Here is a 21,270-nt window from a genome sequence, read left to right as displayed (position 1 = left end):
TACGGCATTGCCCTGGATCAAATTCCTAGCCAGCCGCCATCTGTGGCCTGCTGGCGGCAGAAACCTGTTCCGCCCGCCGCCAGTAAGCCGGATTGCCGTAGGTGTTCTTCAGGTGGTCGATAAACAGCCGCACCCGCAGCGGCAGGTGCTTGCGCTGCGGAAAGACCGCGTGGATGCCGATCGGCGGCGCCTGGAATTCGTCGAGCACCGTGACCAGGCGTCCGCTGGCGATCTCTTGCCCGACTTCCCACCACGAACGCCAGGCCAGCCCGTGGCCGTGCAGGCACCAGGCATGCAGCACCGCGCCATCGGTGCATTCCATGGTACCGCCCACCTTGACCGTCACGGCGCGCCCCTCCTGCTGGAAGGCCCAGCCGCGCTGCACGTTGGCGCTGGCGCCGAAGGCCAGGCAATTGTGGCGGCTCAGGTCCTCGGGCAGGGCGGGCACGCCGTGGCGCGCCAGGTAATCGGGTGAGGCGACCACCACGCGCCGGTTCTCGGCCAGGCGGATCGAGACCAGGCTTGAATCGGGCAGGTCGCCCAGGCGGATGGCGCAGTCGAACCCTTCGTTGACCAGGTCAACCACGCGGTCCGACAGGTCCAGCGTGATCGTCACATCCGGGTGCGACTCGATGAACAGGGGCACCAGCGGCGCCACGTGCTTGCGCCCGTAGCCGGCCGGCGCGGTCACGCGCAGGTGGCCGCTGGCCTTGACGCCGCCGGCCGAGACGCTGGCCTCGGCGTTGTGCAGGTCGTTGAGGATGCGCTGGCAGTCTTCCAGGAAGGCCGAGCCTTCGAAGGTCAGGCTGATCTTGCGGGTGGTGCGCAGCAGCAGCTTGACGCCCAGGCGCTCTTCCAGCGCATCGATGCGCCGGCCGATGATGGCGGGCGCCACGCCTTCCGCCGCCGCGGCAGCCGAAAGGCTGCCGCGCGCGGCCACGGAGACGAACGTCTCCAATTGTTTGAAATGATCCACGAAGCAGGCCGGTTTTATGCCGCATGCAACCCAAATAACAGGGCGAACACGGTAATGGGGTGGATTTGGTGCCTATTCTTTACGGCGTTAGCAAAGATTAGTGGGGTAAAAGTAAAAGATCAAGTGACCCTGACCGACTTTGCCGCACTGCAACGTCTCCCTACAATGCTATGCATTCATTGGTGTACAGGCCCACGCAGGGCACGGGACTGCCAGGTTGGCCAGGGGAAAGCGTCTAGCTCATGAACAAGATCCGCGCAGTCGTCTTCGATGCCTACGGCACGCTGTTCGACGTGTATTCGGTCACCGCGCGCGCGGAACAATTGTTCCCGGGCAAGGGCGAGCCGCTGGCCCTGCTGTGGCGCGAGCGGCAGATCGACTACACCCGCATCCGCTCCCTGGCTGCCCCTGACGGCGCATACTACAAGCCGTTCTGGGCGATCACGGTGGATGCGCTGCGCTATGCCGCGGAACGCCTGCAACTGGTGCTGGACCCCGCCGCGGAGGCGCAGCTGCTCAAGGAATACGCTTGCCTGTCGGCCTTCCCGGAGAACCTCGGGGCGCTCAAGCGTCTGCACGCTGCCGGTCTGCCGCTGGGCATCCTGTCGAACGGCAACCCGGAGATGCTGGATATCTCGGTCAAGAGCGCCGGCATGCACGGGCTGTTCGACCATGTGCTGTCCGTGGACGCGGTGCGCATGTACAAGACCGCACCCGACGCGTATGCGCTGGGCCCAAAGGCTTTCGGGGTGGCGGCCGGGGAAATCCTCTTCGTCTCGTCCAATGGCTGGGACGCTTGCGGGGCCACCTGGTACGGCTACACCACGTTCTGGATCAATCGTGCCGGTCATCCGGCGGAGCGGCTCGATGTGAGTCCTTCCGGCACCGGGCACGACATGAACGACCTGCTCGAATTCGCCCGCACCCGCGGTGCGGCGGTGTGACGGCGGGCACCTTTATCAAACCATCGATCACAGGAGAACACTGATGGCCATCACGCTGCCTGCGGGCATGAAGATTACCGGCGAAATCCTGCCGGCCTACGAAGATATCCTCACGCCGGCGGCCCTGGCCCTGGTGGACAAACTGCACCGCGCCTTCGAGCCGCGTCGCCAGGAACTGCTGGCTGCCCGCGTCGAGCGCACCAAGCGCCTGGACGCCGGCGAACTGCCCGATTTCCTGCCGCAAACCAAGAGCGTGCGCGAAGGCGACTGGAAGGTCGCGCCGGTGCCGCCGGCACTGCATTGCCGCCGCGTGGAAATCACCGGCCCGGTCGAAGCCAAGATGGTCATCAACGCGTTCAACTCGGGCGCCGACAGCTACATGACCGACTTCGAGGACTCCAACACCCCCAACTGGCACAACCAGTTGCAGGGCCAGGTCAACCTCAAGGCCGCCGTGCGCCGCACGCTCACGCTGGATTCCAACGGCAAGCACTACAAGCTGAACGACAAGATCGCCACGCTGCAGGTGCGCCCGCGCGGCTGGCACCTGGACGAGAAGCACGTCACCATCGACGGCCAGCGCGTCTCCGGCGGCATCTTCGACTTCGCGCTGTTCCTGTTCCATAACGCCAAGGAACAGATCGCGCGCGGCGCCGGCCCCTTCTTCTACCTGCCGAAGATGGAAAGCCACCTCGAAGCCCGTCTGTGGAACGATGTCTTCGTCATGGCCCAGAACGAAATCGGCCTGCCGCAAGGCACCGTCAAGGCAACCGTACTGATCGAGACGATCCTGGCCGCCTTCGAGATGGAGGAAATCCTGTATGAACTGCGCGAGCACAGCGCCGGCCTGAACGCCGGCCGCTGGGACTACATCTTCTCGTGCATCAAGAAGTTCAAGGTCGACAAGAACTTCTGCCTGGCCGATCGCGCCAAGGTCACCATGACCTCGCCGTTCATGCGCTCGTACGCGCTGCTGCTGCTCAAGACCTGCCACAAGCGCGGCGCGCCCGCCATCGGCGGCATGAGCGCACTGATCCCGATCAAGAACGATCCGGAGAAGAACGCCATCGCCATGCAGGGCATCATCAACGACAAGAAGCGCGATGCCACCGACGGCTACGACGGCGGCTGGGTGGCCCACCCGGGCCTGGTCGAGCCGGCCATGAAGGAATTCGTGGCGGTGCTGGGCGACGCGCCCAACCAGTTCGGCAAGCAGCGTGACGATGTCAGCGTGACGGCCAAGGACCTGCTGGACTTCCAGCCGGAAACCCCGATCACCGAAGCCGGCCTGCGCATGAACATCAACGTCGGCATCCACTACCTCGGTTCCTGGCTGGCCGGCAATGGCTGCGTGCCCATCCACAACCTGATGGAAGACGCCGCCACCGCTGAAATCTCGCGCTCGCAGGTGTGGCAGTGGATCCGTTCGCCCAAGGGCAAGCTGGAAGACGGCCGCAAGGTGACCGCCGAGATGGTGCGCGCGCTGATCCCGGAAGAACTGGCCAAGGTCAAGGAGTTCGTCGGTGGCGACACCAAGACCTACGACCGCGCCGGCGAGATCTTCGAACAGATGTCCACGTCGGAAGACTTCGCGGAATTCCTGACGCTGCCGCTGTACGAGGAAATCTGAGCAGGCGGTTGCCTGGCTGAGGCTTTGCCTCGGTATTGAAAGACAAAGACCCGCAGCCTGGTTTGTGCTGCGGGTTTTTTATTGCCGCTGGCTCCGGCACCAAGGTTTGCCGGTCTGCGCTGAGGTCCGCCACAGTGAGTTTCCCCAGGATCCCGGGAATCTCCATGATGCTGCCTGGCCGAGGTCAGAGCCACGGCGCCCTGAACCCAGGAAATCGATGGTCCTTCCTGCCGCAGATGCTGGTGCTGCGCCGCCGTCCGGCAAGACTCACTCCATGTCTGTTCGGCGATGTGCACGGCCCCGCCGGGACATCTCCGCGAGGCTCGCCATTGCCAGGGCCAGCAGGACGGCCAGCGCCGCCATGCCCGCCGCGATATATCAGACATAGCCCAGGCCCCAATGCCCGATGCCCAGGCCGCCGATCATGGCACCCAGCCCGATGCCGGCGTTCGCCGCGCAGACGTTGAGCGTGCCGGCCAGCGCCTGTGCTTGCGGCGCGGCCTGCATGACCCGCACCTGGCAGACCGGGAACAGGGCGGTGTAGGCAATGCCCCAGACCAGGAGGACGATCGCCAGCAGGCCGTGGGATCCCGATGCCGGTACGCTGGCCGCCATGCCGATACCCAGCAGCACGGTGCCGGCGACCGTCGCGCCCAGCGGACTGCGATCCACGAAGTGTCCGCCCAGCCAGTTGCCGAACAGCCCGATGGCCCCGAATCCCATCAACCACCAGCCCACCTGCGGCGCAGGGATGCCGGCGATGCGTTCCAGCGTGTCCGCCAGATAGGTATAGGCAGTGAACATGGCCGTAAACACCGCCACGGACAGCGCCACATTGGCGACGAAGCGGAAATCCTTGAGGATGCGGGTCTGGGCGGCCAGCCTGACCCGCTCCGAACCCGCGAGCGCGGGCATGAAGACCCACTGCAGCAGCGCCATCAGCAGCGATAGCGCCGCAAGCCCCCAGAACGCACCGCGCCAGCCGACGACACCCGAGGCCAGCGTTCCCAGTGGAATGCCGAACAACATGGCGGCGGAAATGCCGAAGTAGACCTGCGACACGGCACGCCCGGCGCGCGCGGGGCCAGCCAGTTGCGCCGCCGTTTCACTCGCGGTGCCCCAGAACACCGGCAGCGCCAGCGCAGGGATGAAGCGGGCAAGGGCAAGTACCCAGATATTCGGCGACAGCGCAGCCAGCGCATTCGAAGCGGCGAAGATCAGCATGATCGCAATGAACAGGCGCTTGCGCTCGACGTGCGACAGCAACGCGGTCAGTACCGGCCCGAACAGCATCACGGTAAAGGCGAACAGCGTGATCAGTTGCCCCGCGGCCGGGACCGGGATGCCGAGGTCTCGTGCCAGCACCGGCAGCAGGCCGACAATCAGGAATTCCGTGGTGACGATGACAAAGGCCGCTAGCGCCAGGATGACGCTCGGCAGGCCGTTGCCGGCGGCAGCCGAGGCGGGCAGGGTGATGTGGGCGGGCGCGGTTTCGAGAGGCGGCATGTCGGATTCCGTAAAGGCGGGAGTCCGTATGCTATTTGAGACTGAAATTCCTTGTTTTGGTATTATTTCAATGAAATATTGAATTCAAGTCAATAATCAGAGAGAAATGACTCCCTCCGAGCGGCTCAAGGGCATCGACACGTTCGTCTACACCGCCGACGCAGGCAGCTTCACCGTTGCCGCCGAACGGCTCAACCTGACGGTCTCCGCCATCAGCAAGAGCGTGGCCCGACTGGAGGCGCGCCTGGGCAGCCGGCTGTTCGAACGCACCACGCGCAGCGTGGTACTGACCGAGGCCGGTGCAGCGTTCTATCGCACCTGCATCCGGGTGCTTGCCGACCTGGAAGAGGCGGAGACAGTGCTGGCGGCACAGAATGCGGAGCCGGCCGGCCGGTTACGGGTCGATCTGCCGGCTTCCTTCGGGCGCCTCCAGGTACTGCCGCTTCTGCTGCGGTTCGCCGAGCAGCATCCGGGGTTGCGGCCACATATTTCCTTCACGGATCGCTTTGTCGATCTGGTGGACGAAGGCATCGACGTGGCCGTACGCATCGGCGGCCCCGATGCCTGGCCTGCTGCGCTGGGGCATCGCCACCTGGGTACCGAGCGCCTGATCTTTTGCGCGTCGCCAGCCTATCTTGAGCGCGCGGGCATGCCGCAATCCGGGGACTTTACGCAGCATGCCTGCGTCGTTTACGGCAAAGCCGACGGCAGCACCGCCCCCTGGCTGTTCGCCAATGAGGCCGGGCAGCCTGAACGGCGAACGGTGCAAGGCCGTCTCGTCGTGGGTAGCGGCGAGGCGCAGGTCAGTGCGGTCGCAGCCGGCTGGGGCATCGCGCAACTGGCCACGTGGCTGGTCCAGGACGAGTTGCGCAGCGGCGCGCTGGTCGAAGTCCTGCCGCACCTGGCCACCGATGGGCTGCCATTGCACCTGGTCTGGCCCCGCAGCCGCCAGTTGCTGCCGAAGGTGCATGCTGTTCTGGAAATGCTCGGGGTGTCTCTGCGGATCCGATGACGATGCTCCGGGGGAGGGGATGTGGCCTGCGTCTATGCCGTCCCAGGTGGCACGGGAAGATAAGGCCAGCAACGCTGGGTCGACGTGGAGCCGGTCTCGCCGCATTAGAGTTCATATCGCCAGATTCCATCGGGTGCTTGCCGCAACAGAACCCTTCGAGCCATATCGCGCGCGGAATCACCGTGGCGCATGCGCCCGGCTGCGCCGCAGGCTGTTTGCGCCTGATCAAAAAGCCATCGATTGATATGATTTTTGGTTATTTGCTTATATTGATTATTGCCGGATATCGATAAGCTGACCTCATGTGCTGGATAAGTTGCATGAATCCCCGGCATGCAAACTTGCCAGTGATTGAGGAGAGCCTGTATGAGGAAGTTCGGGATCAAAATAGCGGCAGGGATGGGAGTGCTTGCCGTCCTGGCCATCGGCGGTGCGCGGGTACTCACCGCCAGCCGCCAGGTTGATGTGGCGGCATCTGTCGATATCAATGACTCGCGCCTGGCCAAAGCCGGCGCATATATTGCGCGTACCGCCGATTGCGTGGCGTGCCACACCGTGCCCAACGGCAAGCCCTTTGCGGGCGGCCTGGCGATGCAGACGCCCGTGGGCACGATCTATTCGTCGAACATCACGCCCGACAAGCAGGCGGGCATCGGCAACTATAGCTATGCCGATTTCAAGAATGCGGTGCAGCACGGCATACGCAAGGATGGCACGCCGCTTTATCCGGCGATGCCCTATCCGTCCTACGCGATCATGCCCGACGCCGATATCCAGGCGCTATATGCCTACTTCATGTCCGATGTGGAGCCACATGGCAAGCCCAGTGCCGACTCGACCATTCCCTGGCCGCTGAACATGCGCTGGCCGATGGCGTGGTGGCAGCTGGTATTCACGTCCAGGCGGGAGTTCGTCGCTCCCGCCGGCGCCAGCGAGAAGCTTGTGCGGGGTGCCTACCTGGTAGAGGGCCCCGGCCATTGCGGGGCCTGCCATACGCCGCGTGGCCTGGCCTACCAGGAAAAGGCGCTGTCCTTGGCGGATGGCGATGCCTTCCTGTCCGGCGCGGTGATCGATGGCTGGCGAGCGAAGAGCCTGCGCGGCGAAGCCCAGGGCCTGCAATCCTGGAGCGCAGCAGATATCGCGATGTTCTTGAAGACGGGCCGTACGGACAAGGTGGCGGCATTTGGCGCCATGGCTGATGTGGTCGAGCACAGCACGCGTCATTTCACGGATGAGGATATCGCGAGCATCGCGGCCTATGTGAAGCAGCTACCTGCCGTGAAAGGCAAGCTAGACACGTTCCCGCCGAGAACGGACACCACCACTGCCGCGCTACTCGACGGCCGCTACGATTCGCGTGGGGCGGTGATCTACATGGAGCAGTGCGTGACCTGCCACCGCGCCGATGGCCGGGGCGTACCGCGTTTGTTTCCGGCGTTGGCGAACAATTCCGCGGTGTTCGCGCAACACCCCCAGTCCATCATCCAGATCACCCTGGAAGGCGGCAAGATGCCATCCAACAGTCATGACGCCATGGCTTTCGCGATGCCCGGTTTTAATCACCTGAGCAATCAGGACATCACCGACGTGATCAATTTCATCCGCACTGCCTGGGTCAATCGGGCACCTCCCATAGGAGAGGGCGACGTCGCGCGCACCCGTGCCTTTCTGGCGAAAAAGAAGCCGAACATCGAGGCGGGAGGTAAGCATGAGTAGAAAATTCAAGATCGCAGCAGTCCTGGCTGTTTTGATGGCAACTGGAAGCACGATGGCCGCCACGGCAGCGCCTGACATCCCGGTTGCAGACAACGTCAAGACCTTCCCGGTGCTGGACAAGGATGGCAATCGTCTGCCGAACTATACGATTCCGTCGGATACCTTGATCGCCAGGGAGCCCAATGCGGACGAGATCAACCATGGCAAGCGCCTGCTGAACGAGACGCGGCGCCTGCTGCCGCAATACACGGGCGCAAATATGAATTGCAACAGCTGTCATGTGCAACAGGGCAAGAAGCCGCTGGGCGCGCCGTATATCAATACCGTCAATTCTTTTCCCCAGTTCAGCGCGCGTGCCGATCGCGTAGTGACACTGGAGGACCGCATCAACGGTTGCTTCATGCGTTCGATGAACGGCAAGCCCTTGAACAAGACCTCATCCGAGATGAAAGCGATCATTGCCTACATGAAATGGCTGGCCCAGGCGGTGCCGCATGGCGCCAGGGTCCAGATCGAAAACGCCTGGCCCATCGATACCAAGCTGGTTGGCGATCCGGTGCGCGGCAAGAACCTGTACGCTGCTCAATGCGCTTCCTGCCACGGCCTCAATGGCGAGGGCAGGAAGGATCGAGCGGGCAATATCGTGTTCCCGCCGTTGTGGGGTGACGAATCCTTCAATATCGGGGCGGGACTGGCACGCACCTACAAGGCGGCCGCTTTTATCCGCAACAATATGCCGATGGGCGTCAACACGCATGGTGGCTGGGGCGAGGGTAACGTGCTGTCCGATCAGGATGCAGTGGACGTCGCCGAGTACTTCACACATATGCCACGCCCGGATTTTCCGGGTAAGGAGAAGGACTGGCCGAGCGGCAAGAAACCGAAGGATGCGCGCTACTGAACCGAGTCGTAGCCGTCGGTATCGGTGGTCCGGAGCGGTCAGCGCGTATGGCGCACCTCTGCGCGCTTCGAAGCCTCAATGGCCTCGGGAGCCCGCTCCCTGCCGATTGGGCACGGGAGCGTCTGGCCTGCCGCCGCGCCACTTCGAAACGCTACAGCCGAAACGCCCGCCAAACCACCGCGAGAACGCACTCAGGGATGAGAAACCCAGCAGCGTCGCGACCTCGGACAGCCGGCGGTCAAGGCTGTCCACATACCGCGTTGCCAGGTCCACGCGCACGGTATCGAGAATCGACGAATAGCTCTCGCCGTGATCCGCGAGGCGGCGTTGCACGGTCCTGGCTTCCACGCCAAGGTGTTGCGCCACCCGCTCCACCGAACACCCCCCTGTCGGCAGCAGCGCGAACACCAGCTTCCTGACCTTGTCGGTCATGGTGGCATTGGACTGCGCCAGCATCGCGTCGAGGTATTGACGGGCCTGTCGGGCCATGACCGGATCGTAGGACGGAATCTCGGCGTCAAGATCCGATGCCAGGCACACAATGCCGTCGAAATCCTGGTTGAACGCAATGGCTGCGCCAAATACACGCTGATAGACCGCGAGACTTGCCGGCGCATTGTGCATGAAGCAGACGCTGCGCGGCTTCCATGTGGCGCCAAGGAACAGGTTCAGCATCCGGAACAGCACGCCCAGTGCCAGTTGCGTCCCCTGCCGCATTGAACCGGGATGGCCGCCGATCATGTCCTGCCGGATGACCACGACGTCCTCGGTTTCCTCCATGCGCATGTAGAGCGCCTCGTTCTGGAGCCGCAGGTAGTACGACATCGCGTCGAGCGCCTTGCGCAGCGTCGGCCCCTCCTGCACCGCGAATCCGAGCGGCCCCAGATTGGAGAGATGGCGCGTCTCGGCCATGCGCAGGCCAAAGTCCTCGACGCCGGCGGCTTGTGCCGATGCCTCCAGCAGGCGCCCGACTGCTTCGGCCGGAATCCGCATATCCGGATCCAGCAGCACTGACCGGTCGATGCCCGCGGCACGCAAGTGCCGATAGGGATCCAGGCCGACCGAGCGCGCCACATCGACGTAGTTGGTCAGGCTGGCGCTGCGTAACAGGTAGGCCATGGTGATCTCCCTAGCTGTCGTGAAATGTAAATTCAATGTCGCCTTTTGTCAAACCTGAATTTGCCGATCTCCGATACTTGCCTCCACGGCAGCGCTACCGAAAAGCGCTACCGATTCCCTGGCATCAAGGAGACAACGCATGAGCAACGACACCAACCGCACCGCCACGCCGGTCTGCGACCAATTGCGCGCCACCGGCAACTGGAATCCCGCGTGGGACGCCTTTGCGGCACTCGACCCGGCATGGGCCGAGAAATTCATGGTGATGGGCATGCACCCGGTGATGTCGGGCGTGCTTGAGCCGAAGGTGCTGGAGTTTCTCGCCATCGCGGTGGATGCCTCCTGCACCCACATGTACGCGCCGGGCACGCGCCGTCATATCCGCCGCGCGCTCGAACTGGGCGCCACCAGGGAGGAGATCGCTGCCGTGCTGCAGGCGGTGAGTGTGCTTGGCATCCATACCAGCAGCCTCGGGGCGCCGATTCTCCTGGAGGAGCTGGCGGCCATCGAGCAGGCCAGGGCGGCCAGCGTCAAGGCTGCCTGAGAGCGCCTGAGAGCCCATTAGCCGATCCGACCACACCATCAAGGATAACCAGCCATGCATTTCCTCGACGATTCCCTGCTGCCTGAGAACCAGGAAAAACTCGTGATCCAGGTCGCGCCCTATGGCCCCCAATGGGCCGCCGGCGATTCGGACGATATCCCGGTCACGATGGACGAACAGATTCAGAAGGCCGTTGATTGCTACAACGCCGGCGCCACGGTCCTGCACATGCATGTGCGCGAGGAAGACGGCAAGGGCAGCAAGCGCCTGTCCAAGTTCAACGAGATGCTCGCCCGGCTGCGTGAGGCGGTGCCCAAGATGGTCATCCAGGTCGGCGGCTCGATTTCGTTCGCACCGGAGAACGAAGGCGAGGTAGCCAAGTGGCTGAACGACGACACGCGCCACATGCTGGCCGAACTGGATCCGCGCCCCGACCAGGTCACCGTGGCGATCAACACCAGCCAGATGAACGTGATGGAGCTGATGACCGAGGCCGACATCGCCGGCACCTCGCTCGCCAACCCGGCGCTGCAGGCCGCCTACCGCGACATGATCGTGCCGTCCAATCCGTCCTGGCACGTGGAGCACATCAGGCGCCTGGTCGCCCATGGCATCCAGCCGCACTTCATGCTGGGCAACCTGACCGGGCTGGAAACGGTCGAGCGCCTGATCCGCCGCGGCGTCTACACGGGCCCGCTGATCCTTAACTACGTGGCCATCGGCGGCGGCGCGGCCGGCCTGCATCCGGCCGACATGATCGAGTTCGCGCGCCGCACGCCGGATGGCGCCGTGCTCACGGTCGAAACGCTGAACCGCAACGTGGTCCCGATGAATACCATGGCCATCGCGCTGGGCCTGCACGTGCGTGTCGGCATCGAGGACACGCTGTTCGGACCGGATGGCGAGCGCGCCACCTCGGTGCAACAGATCGAGAAGATGGTGCGCATTGCCCGCGAACTCAACCGCGAAGTCGCCACCGGCGAAGACGCGCACCGCATCTACCAGATCGGCACCCAGTGGAAATCCGCCGGCGAGACACTGCAGCAACTGGGCATGGTGCCCAACCGTGCCCCGGTGCAGCGCGGCGCGCCGGTACGCAAGGTAGCGTAGGCTGGCGAGACCCGGACGGAATACGGCGGCGTACCGTATGCCGCCCCCCCCCCCCCCGCGCTCAACGATCCCGCGGCCTGGAGACAAATGATGTTCTGGAAGAAAAGCCCCTCTGCCGTTCTGGCAACCTTGCTGACGATCCACCTGCTGGCGCATATCGACCGCAACATGCTGCTGGGATTCTCGCCGCAGATCATCAAGGCGCTGGCGATCAACAATGCGCAGTATGGCTTCCTGGTCGGTGCGGTCTGGGTGCTTAGCTTCGGTGTCATGGCGATGCTCATGGGCACGCTCGCGGATCGCTTCAGCCGGACGCGGATCATCGCGGCCGGCGTGCTGATCTGGAGCGCCTGTACCTGGGCGTCCGGCCATGCGCAGAGCTTCGAGCAGATGGCGATCGCGCGCTTCTTTGTCGCCAGCGGTGAAGCGGCCCTTGTGCCTGCCGCGGTCGGCCTGCTGTCCGAGCTGTTCTCCGAGAAGCGGCGCGGCACGGCGATGGGCCTGTTCTTTATGGGCATCCCGCTGGGCATCGGCTGCAGCTTCCTGCTGGCCGGCACCTTCGGCGCCACGTACGGTTGGCGCACGACCTTCTATGCCCTGGGCGTGACCGGCGTCGCGATCGCGCTGCCGCTGGCGCTGCTGAAGGAAGAGCGCGGCCAGCTCGCGCCGCAGGAACGGGGCGCGCCGGCACTGCAACAAGTGCTCGCGGTGCTGCGCCTGGTCAGGGGGCATCGTGCGCTTCGCTTCACCATTACCGGCTTTGTGCTGACGCACATCGCGTTCGCGGGCCTCTCGTTCACGCCACTGTGGCTGGTGAATGAGCGCGGCATGGATGCCGCCGGCATCGCCACCCGCATCGGCGCGCTGCAACTGCTATTTGGCACGCTCGGCGCGTTGGCGGGCGGCGTCCTGAGCGATCGCGCAGCGCGCAAACTGCCTGGCGGGCGTGCCACGTTCATGGCGCTCCTCGTCGTCATCTGCGCACCTTTTGTCATCGCCTATCGTCTAGCGCCTGCCGGATCCCCCCTGTTCTACATCGGCATGTGCGTGGGCTTCTTCCTGCCGCTGGCGCTATACGGCCCTGCCAACGCGGCCATTACGGGCATGACGCCGCAGAAGATGCGCTCGACGGTCTCTGGCTTCACCATGCTGTGCATCAATGTGTTCGCGATCGCCATCGGCACGGTGGCCGTGGGCGCTGCGACCGACTACTTGATTGCCAATGGCACCACTGCGCCGCTGACGCGGGTTTTGCTGACCACGGATGCGCTGGCGATGGCTTCGGCACTGTTCTTCGCGCTGGCCGCGCGAGCCGCCTGCGCACGGCCGGCCATCGGCATGCAACCCGTGCAAACGACAAGGTAATCAAGGTAATCCATCATGACGCAGTACCAAAGACAAAAACTGGAAGGGCGTATTGCCCTGGTCACCGGCGCCGGCCGCGGCATGGGTGGCGCCATCGCGATCGACCTCGGCAAGGCGGGCGCACACGTGGTGATCTGTGACATCGACATGCCTGCGCTGGAGCAAACGCGCCAGGCGGTGGAAGCGGCCGGCGCACAGTGCCTGGCGCTGCGTTGCGACGTATCGTCGAGCGGTGAGGTCGCCGCGATGTTCGCTGCCACCGTCGAACGCTTCGGCGCGCTGCATATCCTCGTCAACAATGCGGCGCTGGTGCCGAACCGGCCGGTCGACACCGGGCGCCGCAACAGGCACTACGCCTATCTCACCACGCCGGTGCCGCGCCAGTCGCTGGGTTTCACCAGCCAGATGAGCGACGAAGAATGGCATCGCTACTGGGACGTCAATGTGCACGGCCTGTTCTATTGCACGCGCGAAGCGCTCAAGCTGATGGAGCCGCAGCGCGACGGCAAGATCGTCAATATCGCGTCGATTGCCGGCATGTCGGCGATGAGCGCGCATAGCCCGCATTACAGCGCCACCAAGGGAGCGGTCGTTGCCTTCACCAAGTCGGTTGCGGCCGAGGTGGCTGGCGCCAATATCTTTGTCAACGCCATGGCGCCAGGCGGTGTGGCAACGCCCGAGTTCACGAGATATCTCGAGGCCGCAGGCGAGGAAAAGCGCAACCGGTTCTGGCAGATATGCCCGGCCGGGCGCCTGGGCACGATGGAGGAATACGCGTCGATGGTGACCTACCTGGCCGGCGATCATTACCTGGTGGGCCAGGTGATCAGTCCCAACGGCGGCGCCGTGATCTGACCACGCATGCCGCGCAGGCGTCCAAGGCGGCTCGCTCGCCAAGCCAGGATGGCGGAGTTCCCTGCTGGATCTACGTGAAATCCTCCCCGTGCCGAGCGGCGCTTGCGCTGCCGGAGCCGGAGCGCGCGTCGAAGCCTGCCTTGGCCGGTTCATGCCATTCGCTGGTGGCGCATGCCGCGTGGTAGGCGATGGGTTCGGCGATGCCGAGCCGGGCGCGGGCGGCTTCGAGCGGCTCGTGCATCAGCGTTTCGTAATCCTCGCCCAGCAGCCACTTCGCCTTGCGTCCGTTGCGATAGCCCTCGATCACGGCGCGGGCAAAGGCGGTGTTGCGCGTGGCGCGCAGGTTCTTCAACGAGGCAGCCACCGCGATGAATGCCCAGCCGAGGCCTCCGGTCTGCGCGTAGCTGAAGGCCACCAGCGCGGCTTCGCCCAGGGTTTCGTCCGCCCGGTAGCCGGTCAGTACATGCCAGACGTCGTGAATGTCGCGCGTACGCCTGCCGAACCAGGCATAGGGATGCTCGACCAGCGGCTCGCGATCGAGGTTGGAGACTTCGGCCAGGCCGGCAGCGCTGTATCCGGTTGCCTCGAGGAACGCGCGGTAGGCCGCGCCAAGCGTGCCGGGCGCGAAACTTGCGATGAAGGCCGGATCGGAGAAGCGCTCCGCGAGTTCGACACGCCGATAGATCTGCCTGGGCCCGCCCGGGATCTTCATGAGCCGCGCGAAATTCTTCGACGCGGCCGAGCCGTTGAGGGCGCGCATGATCAGGAACACTTGCGTGGTGTCGTCGCCGTTGGCGAGCAGCTTGCGGATGGCACGGAATGCGGTGGGAAGATCACGCCTGTAGAGCGCGGGGGAATTCTCGGTAGCCATTGCCTCGTTCCTGTTGGTGAGGTGGTTGTCAGGATGGCCGGGGGCAGATCCGCTGGAAACGGCTGCCGGTGGCGGTCAGGCTGCGGCCAGGCCTGTTCTCTTCGAGGGTTTTCATCTATGTGTGACGCCTTCAAGATGCGATTCTTGCCGGGAATGGCCGAATACAATGTCAGCTTCCCGACATAAGGCTACGATCGACGCCGTGCCAAAGCTATTCTCCTCCGACGAGCGCCGGGCCGCGTTGCACTCCAGTGCCTGGTTTGCAGGCCTTACCCCCGGATTGCAAGCGTGGATCGCGGAGCATGCAAAGGCCAGGACCCTGGCCACTGGCTCGCGGCTTTTCGGACGTGGGGATGCGCCTGACGGCCTCTACTTCATGGTGCATGGCGCGGTCCGGATGACAAGTTTTTCCGCGGATGGCAAAGAGGCCCTGCTTGCCCTTGTCGAGCCGCCGCAGTGGTTCGGGGAGATCTCCCTGTTCGACGGCTTGCCGCGCACCCATGATGCCTGGGCGGAAACCGACGTCCTCCTATTGCATGTGGACCAGCATGACCTGCTTGCGTTTCTTGGGCAGAACCCGTCGCACTGGCGGGCGTTCGGGCTTTTGCTTGCGCAAAAGCTGAGGCTGACGTTCCATGCGATCGGGGCGTCGGCATCGCTGCCGGCGCCGGTCAGGCTGGCTCGCCGGCTGTTGGCCATAGCCGAGGGCTACGGGGAATGGAATGGCCGTACCCGACGCGTTATTCACGTGCAGCAGGAACAACTCGGCTTGATGCTTTCGCTATCCCGGCAGACGGTGAATCAGATTCTCAAGGAATTTGAAACGCAGGGCCTGTTGCACCGCACACGAGGTTCGATCGAGATCCTGGATATCGGGCAGTTGCGGGCATTCGCCACGGGCGACGCCACGGGAGGCTAGTGTTCGCGCGTTCGCGCGTCCGGATCCGTGGCCTGGCGAAGGCGTGCGATCCGGTTCCTGGAATGGAACCGGATCGCGTATGGGCGCGACGCGCGCCTAGGCCATCCGGCGCGATGTGATCCGGTAGCCGAAGGCTGCCGGGTCGACGCTGTCGAGCGTGCCGGCGACGGTCTCGCCGTTCGGGTACATCAGGAACGGTACCGGCGGCGATGCGCTGCCGGGCAGGGCGACATCGTGGCCATGGTTGTAGGCAACCCAGTTCATCTCCCATGCGCCGAACAACATGGCGCGCGCCGAACGTACCTTCCAGTCGCTCATCGGCAGGCCGCCAGGGGCTTCCTCCAGCGCGACCTTGCGCACATCGGCCGGGTCCACCGGGATCCAGCCGTAGCCTGCCGCATAGAACTCGGCCCGGCAATGCTGCGCCTTCGAGATGTCGTCGCTCTTGCCCAGCGCCTTGAACCCGTACAGCGAGGTATCGACGCGCACGCCGAAGGCATCGCGGGCGGGTATGCCGGATGCCCGCGCCAGCGCCACGAACAGGCCGTTGATATCCACGCACTTGCCGTTCATCACGCCGCCGGTGCGCAGCATGCGCGCGACGTCGCCGACGCCGCAGCCGCGCACGCTGGCTTCGCGGCAGGTGTGGTCGATCACCCATTCGTAGAGCGCGCGGGCCTTGCTCATGTCGTCGGATGCGCCGGCCGTGATCTGCTGCGCGGTCGTCTTGACGATGCCGCCGGTCGGCAGCAACCGCGTCGGCGCCAGGTACTCGCGCAAGGTCGCGGCCGGCTCGCGCGGGGCCTGTGCGGATGGCGCCAGGCCCAGATCGGTCTTGCGATCGCGCAGCGCCACCATTTCCACCAGCTTGGCTTTCAGTTCCGCGCTTTGCGCTGCGGCGGGGCCGGGCCAGCTAAGCGCCAGCATGCGCGTGTCATAGCCCGGCGCGAGCGCGGTGCGCGCCTGCGCGTCGGCTGCCTCCCAGCGGCTCGACAGCGTGCGCTGGTAGTCGCCAAGCCGCGCGGCGGTCATCGGCAGCCAGGCGCTGGCCGGAGCGGCCGCCGGCGGCAACGAGAGTTCCGTGGTGACCTCGTAGACGCGCCAGCCCTGCGCCGCCAGCAGGGCATCTTCGCTTTGCGTCTGCGCGCGCGCCAGTACCGCGGCGCCGGAAGCACCGAGGCATACCGGGGCGGCGGCTCCCAGGCGTAGAAATGAACGACGGTCCATGCTGATTCCTCCCCACGGTTGGCCGGCGGGCCGATTGCAGAATTCAAATTGCATAGTAGGATGCGCCCGCGCTTCCTGCCGGCAATAAGACGGCGGCAAGGATGCTGCACCGCGGCGTTCGAGCGCATGCGCGCCGGGCGAGGCTGCGGCAGCCGGGCCGCTATGGCGCCGTGCCGGTGGCAGCGCCGGTGCTATCGCCAGCCGGCGAAGGCAGGCCGGTATATTCGACGAAGCCATCCTGCCTGCAAAAGCTCACCAGCATCATGCCTGCCTGCTGCGCGATGTCGATGGCGAGCGAGGTCGGCGCGGAGATGGTCGCCAGCAGGGGGATGTTCATCCGTGCCGCCTTGCGCGCCAGTTCGTAGCTGGCGCGGCTCGACAGGAAGACAAAGCCGCGCGTCATGTCGATCCGCTGGCGCGCAAGATAGCCCACCAGCTTGTCGAGGGCATTGTGCCGGCCAACGTCTTCGAAGACTTTGACAATGGCGCCATCGAGGCCGCACCACGCGGCCGCATGCACACCGCCGGTGGCGGCCATCAAGGTCTGGTGCCCGGGCAGCTCGCGCACGGCGCGCGCGATCACGGCACCGAGCGCAAGCGGCGGGGTTGGCTGGGCGACGGGGGCCGGCGTCAGGTCCAGCATCTGCAGGCTTTCGATGCCGCACACGCCGCAACCGGTGCGGCCCGCCAGCGCGCGCCGCTTGTCCTTCAGCGCCAGGAAGGCCTGCTGCCCGATGGTCAGGTGGACTTCGGCGCTGGCGGCGTGCATGGTCGCCTCGATATCGAAGATGTCGTGGACGCTGCCGACGATCCCCTCGGTCAGGGCGAAGCCGATGGCAAATTCCTCGAGATCGCAGGGCGTCGCCATCATCACCGCGTGGGAGATGCCGTTGAACACGAGCGCGACCGGGAATTCCTCGGACACGCGGTCGGCGTCCATGGCCGGTGCCTGTCCCCGATGCCGCACCACGGGCCGCTGCTGGGCGCCGGAGTGCTCTGTCTGGATGTCAGGCTGGATGTCAGGCCGCATGGATCCCCCTGCCGGCCCGGCGAGGCGTCCGCCGCGATGGCTGCCGCCAGTGCCGGACCACCGAAACGATGGCGGAAAGCAGTAGGAGTCGAACCTACCTGGGAACGGCTAACGCCCCCAACCGGATTTGAAGCCCGGCCGCATCACCGGATACGCATGCCTTCCTCACTGCGTACTACGCTGGATGGCGGTGGTATGAACTGCCTGCCATTCACTGTCGGGACGCAATACCCGCGCATTGCCGACGCGTCGAGTGTAGCCGACGCGGTCGAAGAACTCCAAAATCTGGATGGCACGCTTGCGCCCCAGTCCGGTGGCGTCGCGAAACTGGATGGCGTCGACACTGCCGTGCCGTGCCACCAGCGCGGCGACCCGGCCGGCCAGCTCCCGCACCCGCGCGCCGTCGTAGAACAGGTCGCGCACCACCTGGTAAAGCGCGCCCTGGCGCGCCAGCTTGCGCAACAGCAGGCGCATCCTTTCCTCCGGCACGTGCAGCGCGGCGGCCAGGTCGCGTACCCAAGGCGGATCGTATCCGCTCGCCGCCAGCAACGGCAGGATGCCTTGCGCCAGCGCGAGGTCGTTCTCGGAGAGGGTGATCGCATGCGAGGGCAACTGCAGCCAGGCGCCATTGCGGCGGATCTCGCCATGCGCCGCCAGCGTGTCGACCAGCGCCGCCCAGGCGGCCTCCGGCAGGGATGGCGCGCCGGCAAAGGCGATGCGCCGCAAGCTGCCGGCATCGGGGCCGGGCTCGTCCGGCAGGCGCGCATGAAATGCCGCGAGCGCATCCAGCAGCGCGCGCTGCAGCGCCTGCCAGTGACTGGCCAGGATGACGCAGGCATCGCCATGCCCTTGCGCCGGAAGGGTCATGGCATCGGCCGGCAGGCGCCAGCCATCCGGCCCGACGCCGGTCAGGCAGGCCAGGCGGGAGACGGCGATGCCGTGGGCCGCCTGCGCCAGCAGCGGTGCCAGGCCGGCGCCCTCGGTCATCTGCCGGAGCGCTTGCAGGTAGGCCAGGCGCGCGGCCGTACGGCGCCTGCGCTCGGGCGCGAAGGGATCGAGCACGCAGCCGCCGCCCACCGTCCGGGTCGCCTGCGCATTGCGCACGATGAAGCGATCGCCGGGTACGGCATGCAGTGGCGCGCCGAATACCAGTTGCGCCAGGGCCGTGCCGCCGGGCCCCAGCGTCTCGGCGGTGAGCAGCACGATATTGGCCAGCCGGTGCGTGGTCCCGAGGTGGACGTGCAGGGGGGACCAGTGCGCCAGCCGAAGATCCGCGTCGGACAGCAAGGCGATCGAGACGTCGAGGCGGCTCACCGGGACGGCCAGCGCTGGGTCGACCACCCAGTCGCCGCGGCTGACGGCTTCCTTGTCGATGCCCGCCAGATTGAGGGCACACCGCTGTCCCGCCGAGCCGGCGGGGGCAGGGCGCTGCTGCGCGTGGAGGCTGCGCACGCGCACCGGCTTGCCCGAGGGCGCCAGGCGCATGACATCGCCGGCATGGACCTGCCCGCCGAACACTGTGCCGGTGACGACGGTACCGTGGCCCGGCAAGGTGAATACGCGGTCCACCGCGAGCCGGAACAGGCCGGCGGCGTCGCGCGGCGGCAGTTGTTGCGCCACGTCATGCAGATGCCGGTGCAGCGCCGCCACGCCCGCATCGTCCGGCCTGGTCGCATCGAGCGCGAACACCGGTGCGCCGGCAAACGGCGTGGCCGACAGCAGACCCTCGATCTCGCGGCGCACCTGGCGGATGCGGGCTTCATCCACGCGGTCGGCCTTGGTCAGGGCCACCACGGCGCGCGCGATGCCCAGTTGCTCGACGATCGCCACATGCTCGCGCGTTTGCGGCATCACGCCATCGTCCGCCGCGATCACCAGCAGGGCGAGATCGATGCCGCTGGCGCCGGCCGCCATGGTGTGGATCAGGCGCTCGTGACCGGGCACGTCGATATAGCCCAGCACGTCGCCGTTGGCGAGCGGCGTGTAGGCGTAACCCAGCTCGATGGAGATCCCGCGCGCTTTCTCTTCCTTGAGCCGGTCGGTGTCCACGCCGGTCAGCGCGCGCACCAGGGTGGTCTTGCCGTGATCGATATGCCCGGCGGTGCCGATGATCATAGGCGCAGCGCTTGCCATTGCGCGGTGAAGGCGGCTTCGTCCGTCTCTTCCAGGCAGCGCAGGTCCAGCCATAGCGCTTGTTCGCCGACCCGGCCGATGACCGGGCGCGGCAGCGCGCGCAGGGCGGCCTCGAGCCGTTGCAGCCGCCGCCCGGCGCCGGCGCTGCGTCCGCCCTCGGCCACCGCGATGGTCAGGCCATGGCTCGGCAGCTGGCTGCCAGGCAGCGCACCGCTGCCGATCTGGCTGAGCATCGGCGCGGCCGCTACCAGGTAGGCATCCCCCAGGGCAGGCTGCAGCAGCGGGCACAGGCGCAGCGCCTGCGCTTCCAGCTTGTGCGCCGGGCGGGTCAGCAGGCGCAAGGTGGGCAGGCTGTCGGCCAGCAGCTCCGGCGACCGGTAGAGCCGCAATACCGGTTCGAGCGCGGCCAGCGTCAGCTTGCCGACGCGCAGCGCCCGCTTCAGCGGGTTCTTCCTGATCCGGCGGATCAGGTCGGCGCGCCCGACGATCAGGCCCGCCTGCGGGCCGCCGAGCAGTTTGTCGCCGCTGAAGGTCACCAGGTCGGCGCCGGCCGCGATGGTCTCGCGTACCGTGGTTTCGCTCGGCAACTGCCAGCGGGTCAGGTCGAGCAGGGTGCCGCTGCCAAGGTCGACCGCCACGGGCAGGCCATGCGGGCGCGCCAGCGCTGCCACTTCGTCCACGCCGACGCTGCAGGTAAAGCCCGTGATCTGGTAGTTGCTGCAATGCACCTTCATCAGCAGCGCGGTGCGCGGGCCGATGGCGTCGGCGTAGTCGCGCGGATGGGTGCGGTTGGTGGTGCCGATCTCGACCAGCCTGGCGCCGGCCCGCTGCATGATATCGGGTATGCGGAAGGCGCCGCCGATCTCCACCAGCTCCCCGCGCGAGACCACCACTTCGCGCCGCTGGGCCAGGGTATTCAGCATCAGCAGCACCGCCGCCGCATTATTGTTGACAACGGTCGCGGCTGCGGCGCCGGTCAGCTCGCACAGCAGGTCTTCGACCAGGTCGTCGCGCTCGCCGCGCTCGCCGGTCGCCAGGTCGAATTCCAGGTTGGCGGGCGTGGTCAGCGCCTGCACGACTTCCCGCACCGCGCTGTCGGGCAGCAAGGCCCGGCCGAGATTGGTATGCAGCACCGTGCCGGTCAGGTTGAATACGGCGCGCAGGCGCGGCTGGCTGGCGGTGGCCAGCGCCGTGCCCAGCGCATCGGCCAGGGCGCGGCCGCCCAGCGCGTGCGCCGGCAGCTTGCCAGCGATTGCGGCGGCGCGGTATTGGTCCAGTTGCCTGCGCAGCGCCGCCGTCACCTGGGTGCGCCCGTGCAGGGCCAGCAGGGGCTGCAGTTCGGGGAGACTAAGCAGGCGGTCGACCGAAGGGATGTCCGCCGCGCCGGCGGGGACGCTTGCGCTCTCGGCCAT

General features: G+C 65.9%; 18 protein-coding genes and 1 tRNA gene. 10 read left to right on the top strand and 9 right to left on the bottom strand.

The window, feature by feature from the left end; all coding sequences use genetic code 11:
* Positions 1 to 25: 25 nt before the first annotated feature.
* Positions 26 to 976, bottom strand: coding sequence for a LysR family transcriptional regulator (locus tag AC3FOF_RS07935; RefSeq protein WP_035805002.1), 951 nt, complete (start codon positions 974 to 976; stop codon positions 26 to 28).
* 242 nt (positions 977 to 1,218) lie between these two features.
* Between AC3FOF_RS07935 and AC3FOF_RS07930 the strand changes: the two genes are divergently transcribed.
* Both AC3FOF_RS07930 and aceB read left to right on the top strand, forming a co-directional pair.
* The gene (locus AC3FOF_RS07930; RefSeq protein ID WP_488726243.1) at positions 1,219 to 1,920 is read left to right on the top strand and encodes a haloacid dehalogenase type II; all 702 of its coding nucleotides are present in this window, start codon (positions 1,219 to 1,221) and stop codon (positions 1,918 to 1,920) included.
* Between the two features lie 43 nt (positions 1,921 to 1,963).
* Positions 1,964 to 3,550, top strand: a complete 1,587-nt coding sequence (aceB, locus tag AC3FOF_RS07925) for a malate synthase A (RefSeq protein ID WP_276268593.1) — start codon at positions 1,964 to 1,966, stop codon at positions 3,548 to 3,550.
* A gap of 378 nt (positions 3,551 to 3,928) precedes the next feature.
* Here the strand turns inward: aceB and AC3FOF_RS07920 are convergent, their stop codons facing one another.
* Positions 3,929 to 5,056, bottom strand: coding sequence for an MFS transporter (locus AC3FOF_RS07920; protein ID WP_488726242.1), 1,128 nt, complete (start codon positions 5,054 to 5,056; stop codon positions 3,929 to 3,931).
* A 106-nt stretch (positions 5,057 to 5,162) separates the two neighbouring features.
* Here AC3FOF_RS07920 and AC3FOF_RS07915 point away from each other — a divergent pair, with 106 nt between their 5' ends.
* The 3 genes from AC3FOF_RS07915 to AC3FOF_RS07905 all read left to right on the top strand — a co-directional run bounded on the left by AC3FOF_RS07915 (position 5,163) and on the right by AC3FOF_RS07905 (position 8,685).
* Positions 5,163 to 6,068 (top strand): LysR family transcriptional regulator, encoded by a 906-nt coding sequence (locus tag AC3FOF_RS07915; RefSeq protein ID WP_488726241.1) that lies wholly within the window; start codon positions 5,163 to 5,165, stop codon positions 6,066 to 6,068.
* 366 nt (positions 6,069 to 6,434) lie between these two features.
* The gene (locus tag AC3FOF_RS07910) at positions 6,435 to 7,784 is read left to right on the top strand and encodes a c-type cytochrome (RefSeq protein ID WP_488726240.1); all 1,350 of its coding nucleotides are present in this window, start codon (positions 6,435 to 6,437) and stop codon (positions 7,782 to 7,784) included.
* Complete coding sequence (locus tag AC3FOF_RS07905; protein ID WP_488726303.1) at positions 7,777 to 8,685, top strand: c-type cytochrome; 909 nt, start codon at positions 7,777 to 7,779, stop codon at positions 8,683 to 8,685. The genes AC3FOF_RS07910 and AC3FOF_RS07905 overlap by 8 nt, the downstream gene beginning before the upstream one ends.
* A gap of 75 nt (positions 8,686 to 8,760) precedes the next feature.
* Here AC3FOF_RS07905 and AC3FOF_RS07900 read toward each other — a convergent pair whose 3' ends face one another.
* Complete coding sequence (locus tag AC3FOF_RS07900; RefSeq protein WP_017223878.1) at positions 8,761 to 9,804, bottom strand: AraC family transcriptional regulator; 1,044 nt, start codon at positions 9,802 to 9,804, stop codon at positions 8,761 to 8,763.
* A gap of 139 nt (positions 9,805 to 9,943) precedes the next feature.
* Between AC3FOF_RS07900 and AC3FOF_RS07895 the strand changes: the two genes are divergently transcribed.
* The 4 genes from AC3FOF_RS07895 to AC3FOF_RS07880 all read left to right on the top strand — a co-directional run bounded on the left by AC3FOF_RS07895 (position 9,944) and on the right by AC3FOF_RS07880 (position 13,678).
* Complete coding sequence (locus tag AC3FOF_RS07895; RefSeq protein WP_017223877.1) at positions 9,944 to 10,348, top strand: carboxymuconolactone decarboxylase family protein; 405 nt, start codon at positions 9,944 to 9,946, stop codon at positions 10,346 to 10,348.
* 54 nt (positions 10,349 to 10,402) lie between these two features.
* Positions 10,403 to 11,458 (top strand): beta-keto acid cleavage family enzyme, encoded by a 1,056-nt coding sequence (locus AC3FOF_RS07890; RefSeq protein WP_488726239.1) that lies wholly within the window; start codon positions 10,403 to 10,405, stop codon positions 11,456 to 11,458.
* An 87-nt stretch (positions 11,459 to 11,545) separates the two neighbouring features.
* Positions 11,546 to 12,823 carry an MFS transporter gene (locus AC3FOF_RS07885; protein ID WP_488726238.1) on the top strand — a complete coding sequence of 426 codons (1,278 nt, stop codon included), beginning with the start codon at positions 11,546 to 11,548 and terminating at the stop codon, positions 12,821 to 12,823.
* A 15-nt stretch (positions 12,824 to 12,838) separates the two neighbouring features.
* Positions 12,839 to 13,678: an SDR family NAD(P)-dependent oxidoreductase gene (locus AC3FOF_RS07880; RefSeq protein WP_488726237.1), complete on the top strand. Its 840-nt coding sequence runs from the start codon at positions 12,839 to 12,841 to the stop codon at positions 13,676 to 13,678.
* A gap of 70 nt (positions 13,679 to 13,748) precedes the next feature.
* Here AC3FOF_RS07880 and AC3FOF_RS07875 read toward each other — a convergent pair whose 3' ends face one another.
* Complete coding sequence (locus AC3FOF_RS07875) at positions 13,749 to 14,549, bottom strand: Coq4 family protein (RefSeq protein ID WP_276268588.1); 801 nt, start codon at positions 14,547 to 14,549, stop codon at positions 13,749 to 13,751.
* Between the two features lie 202 nt (positions 14,550 to 14,751).
* On the opposite strand from AC3FOF_RS07875, the gene AC3FOF_RS07870 reads away from it, so the two are divergent.
* A complete protein-coding gene (locus tag AC3FOF_RS07870; protein WP_488726236.1) occupies positions 14,752 to 15,468 on the top strand; it encodes a Crp/Fnr family transcriptional regulator in 717 nt (238 codons plus the stop codon).
* A gap of 96 nt (positions 15,469 to 15,564) precedes the next feature.
* Here AC3FOF_RS07870 and AC3FOF_RS07865 read toward each other — a convergent pair whose 3' ends face one another.
* The 5 genes from AC3FOF_RS07865 to selA all read right to left on the bottom strand — a co-directional run bounded on the left by AC3FOF_RS07865 (position 15,565) and on the right by selA (position 21,270).
* Positions 15,565 to 16,695, bottom strand: a complete 1,131-nt coding sequence (locus AC3FOF_RS07865) for a transglutaminase-like domain-containing protein (RefSeq protein ID WP_488726235.1) — start codon at positions 16,693 to 16,695, stop codon at positions 15,565 to 15,567.
* Positions 16,696 to 16,855: 160 nt separating this feature from the next.
* Positions 16,856 to 17,725: a formate dehydrogenase accessory sulfurtransferase FdhD gene (gene fdhD, locus AC3FOF_RS07860; RefSeq protein ID WP_488726234.1), complete on the bottom strand. Its 870-nt coding sequence runs from the start codon at positions 17,723 to 17,725 to the stop codon at positions 16,856 to 16,858.
* Positions 17,726 to 17,794: 69 nt separating this feature from the next.
* Positions 17,795 to 17,890, bottom strand: a tRNA-Sec gene (locus AC3FOF_RS07855).
* Positions 17,891 to 19,840 carry a selenocysteine-specific translation elongation factor gene (gene selB, locus AC3FOF_RS07850; protein ID WP_488726233.1) on the bottom strand — a complete coding sequence of 650 codons (1,950 nt, stop codon included), beginning with the start codon at positions 19,838 to 19,840 and terminating at the stop codon, positions 17,891 to 17,893.
* Positions 19,837 to 21,270 (bottom strand): L-seryl-tRNA(Sec) selenium transferase, encoded by a 1,434-nt coding sequence (selA, locus tag AC3FOF_RS07845; protein ID WP_488726232.1) that lies wholly within the window; start codon positions 21,268 to 21,270, stop codon positions 19,837 to 19,839. Before selA ends, selB begins: the two co-directional genes overlap by 4 nt.

This window comes from Cupriavidus sp. 96C5-1 (assembly GCF_057798855.1).
Note: the sequence above shows the minus strand (reverse complement) of the source record. Positions and strands in the feature narration are given on the sequence as shown.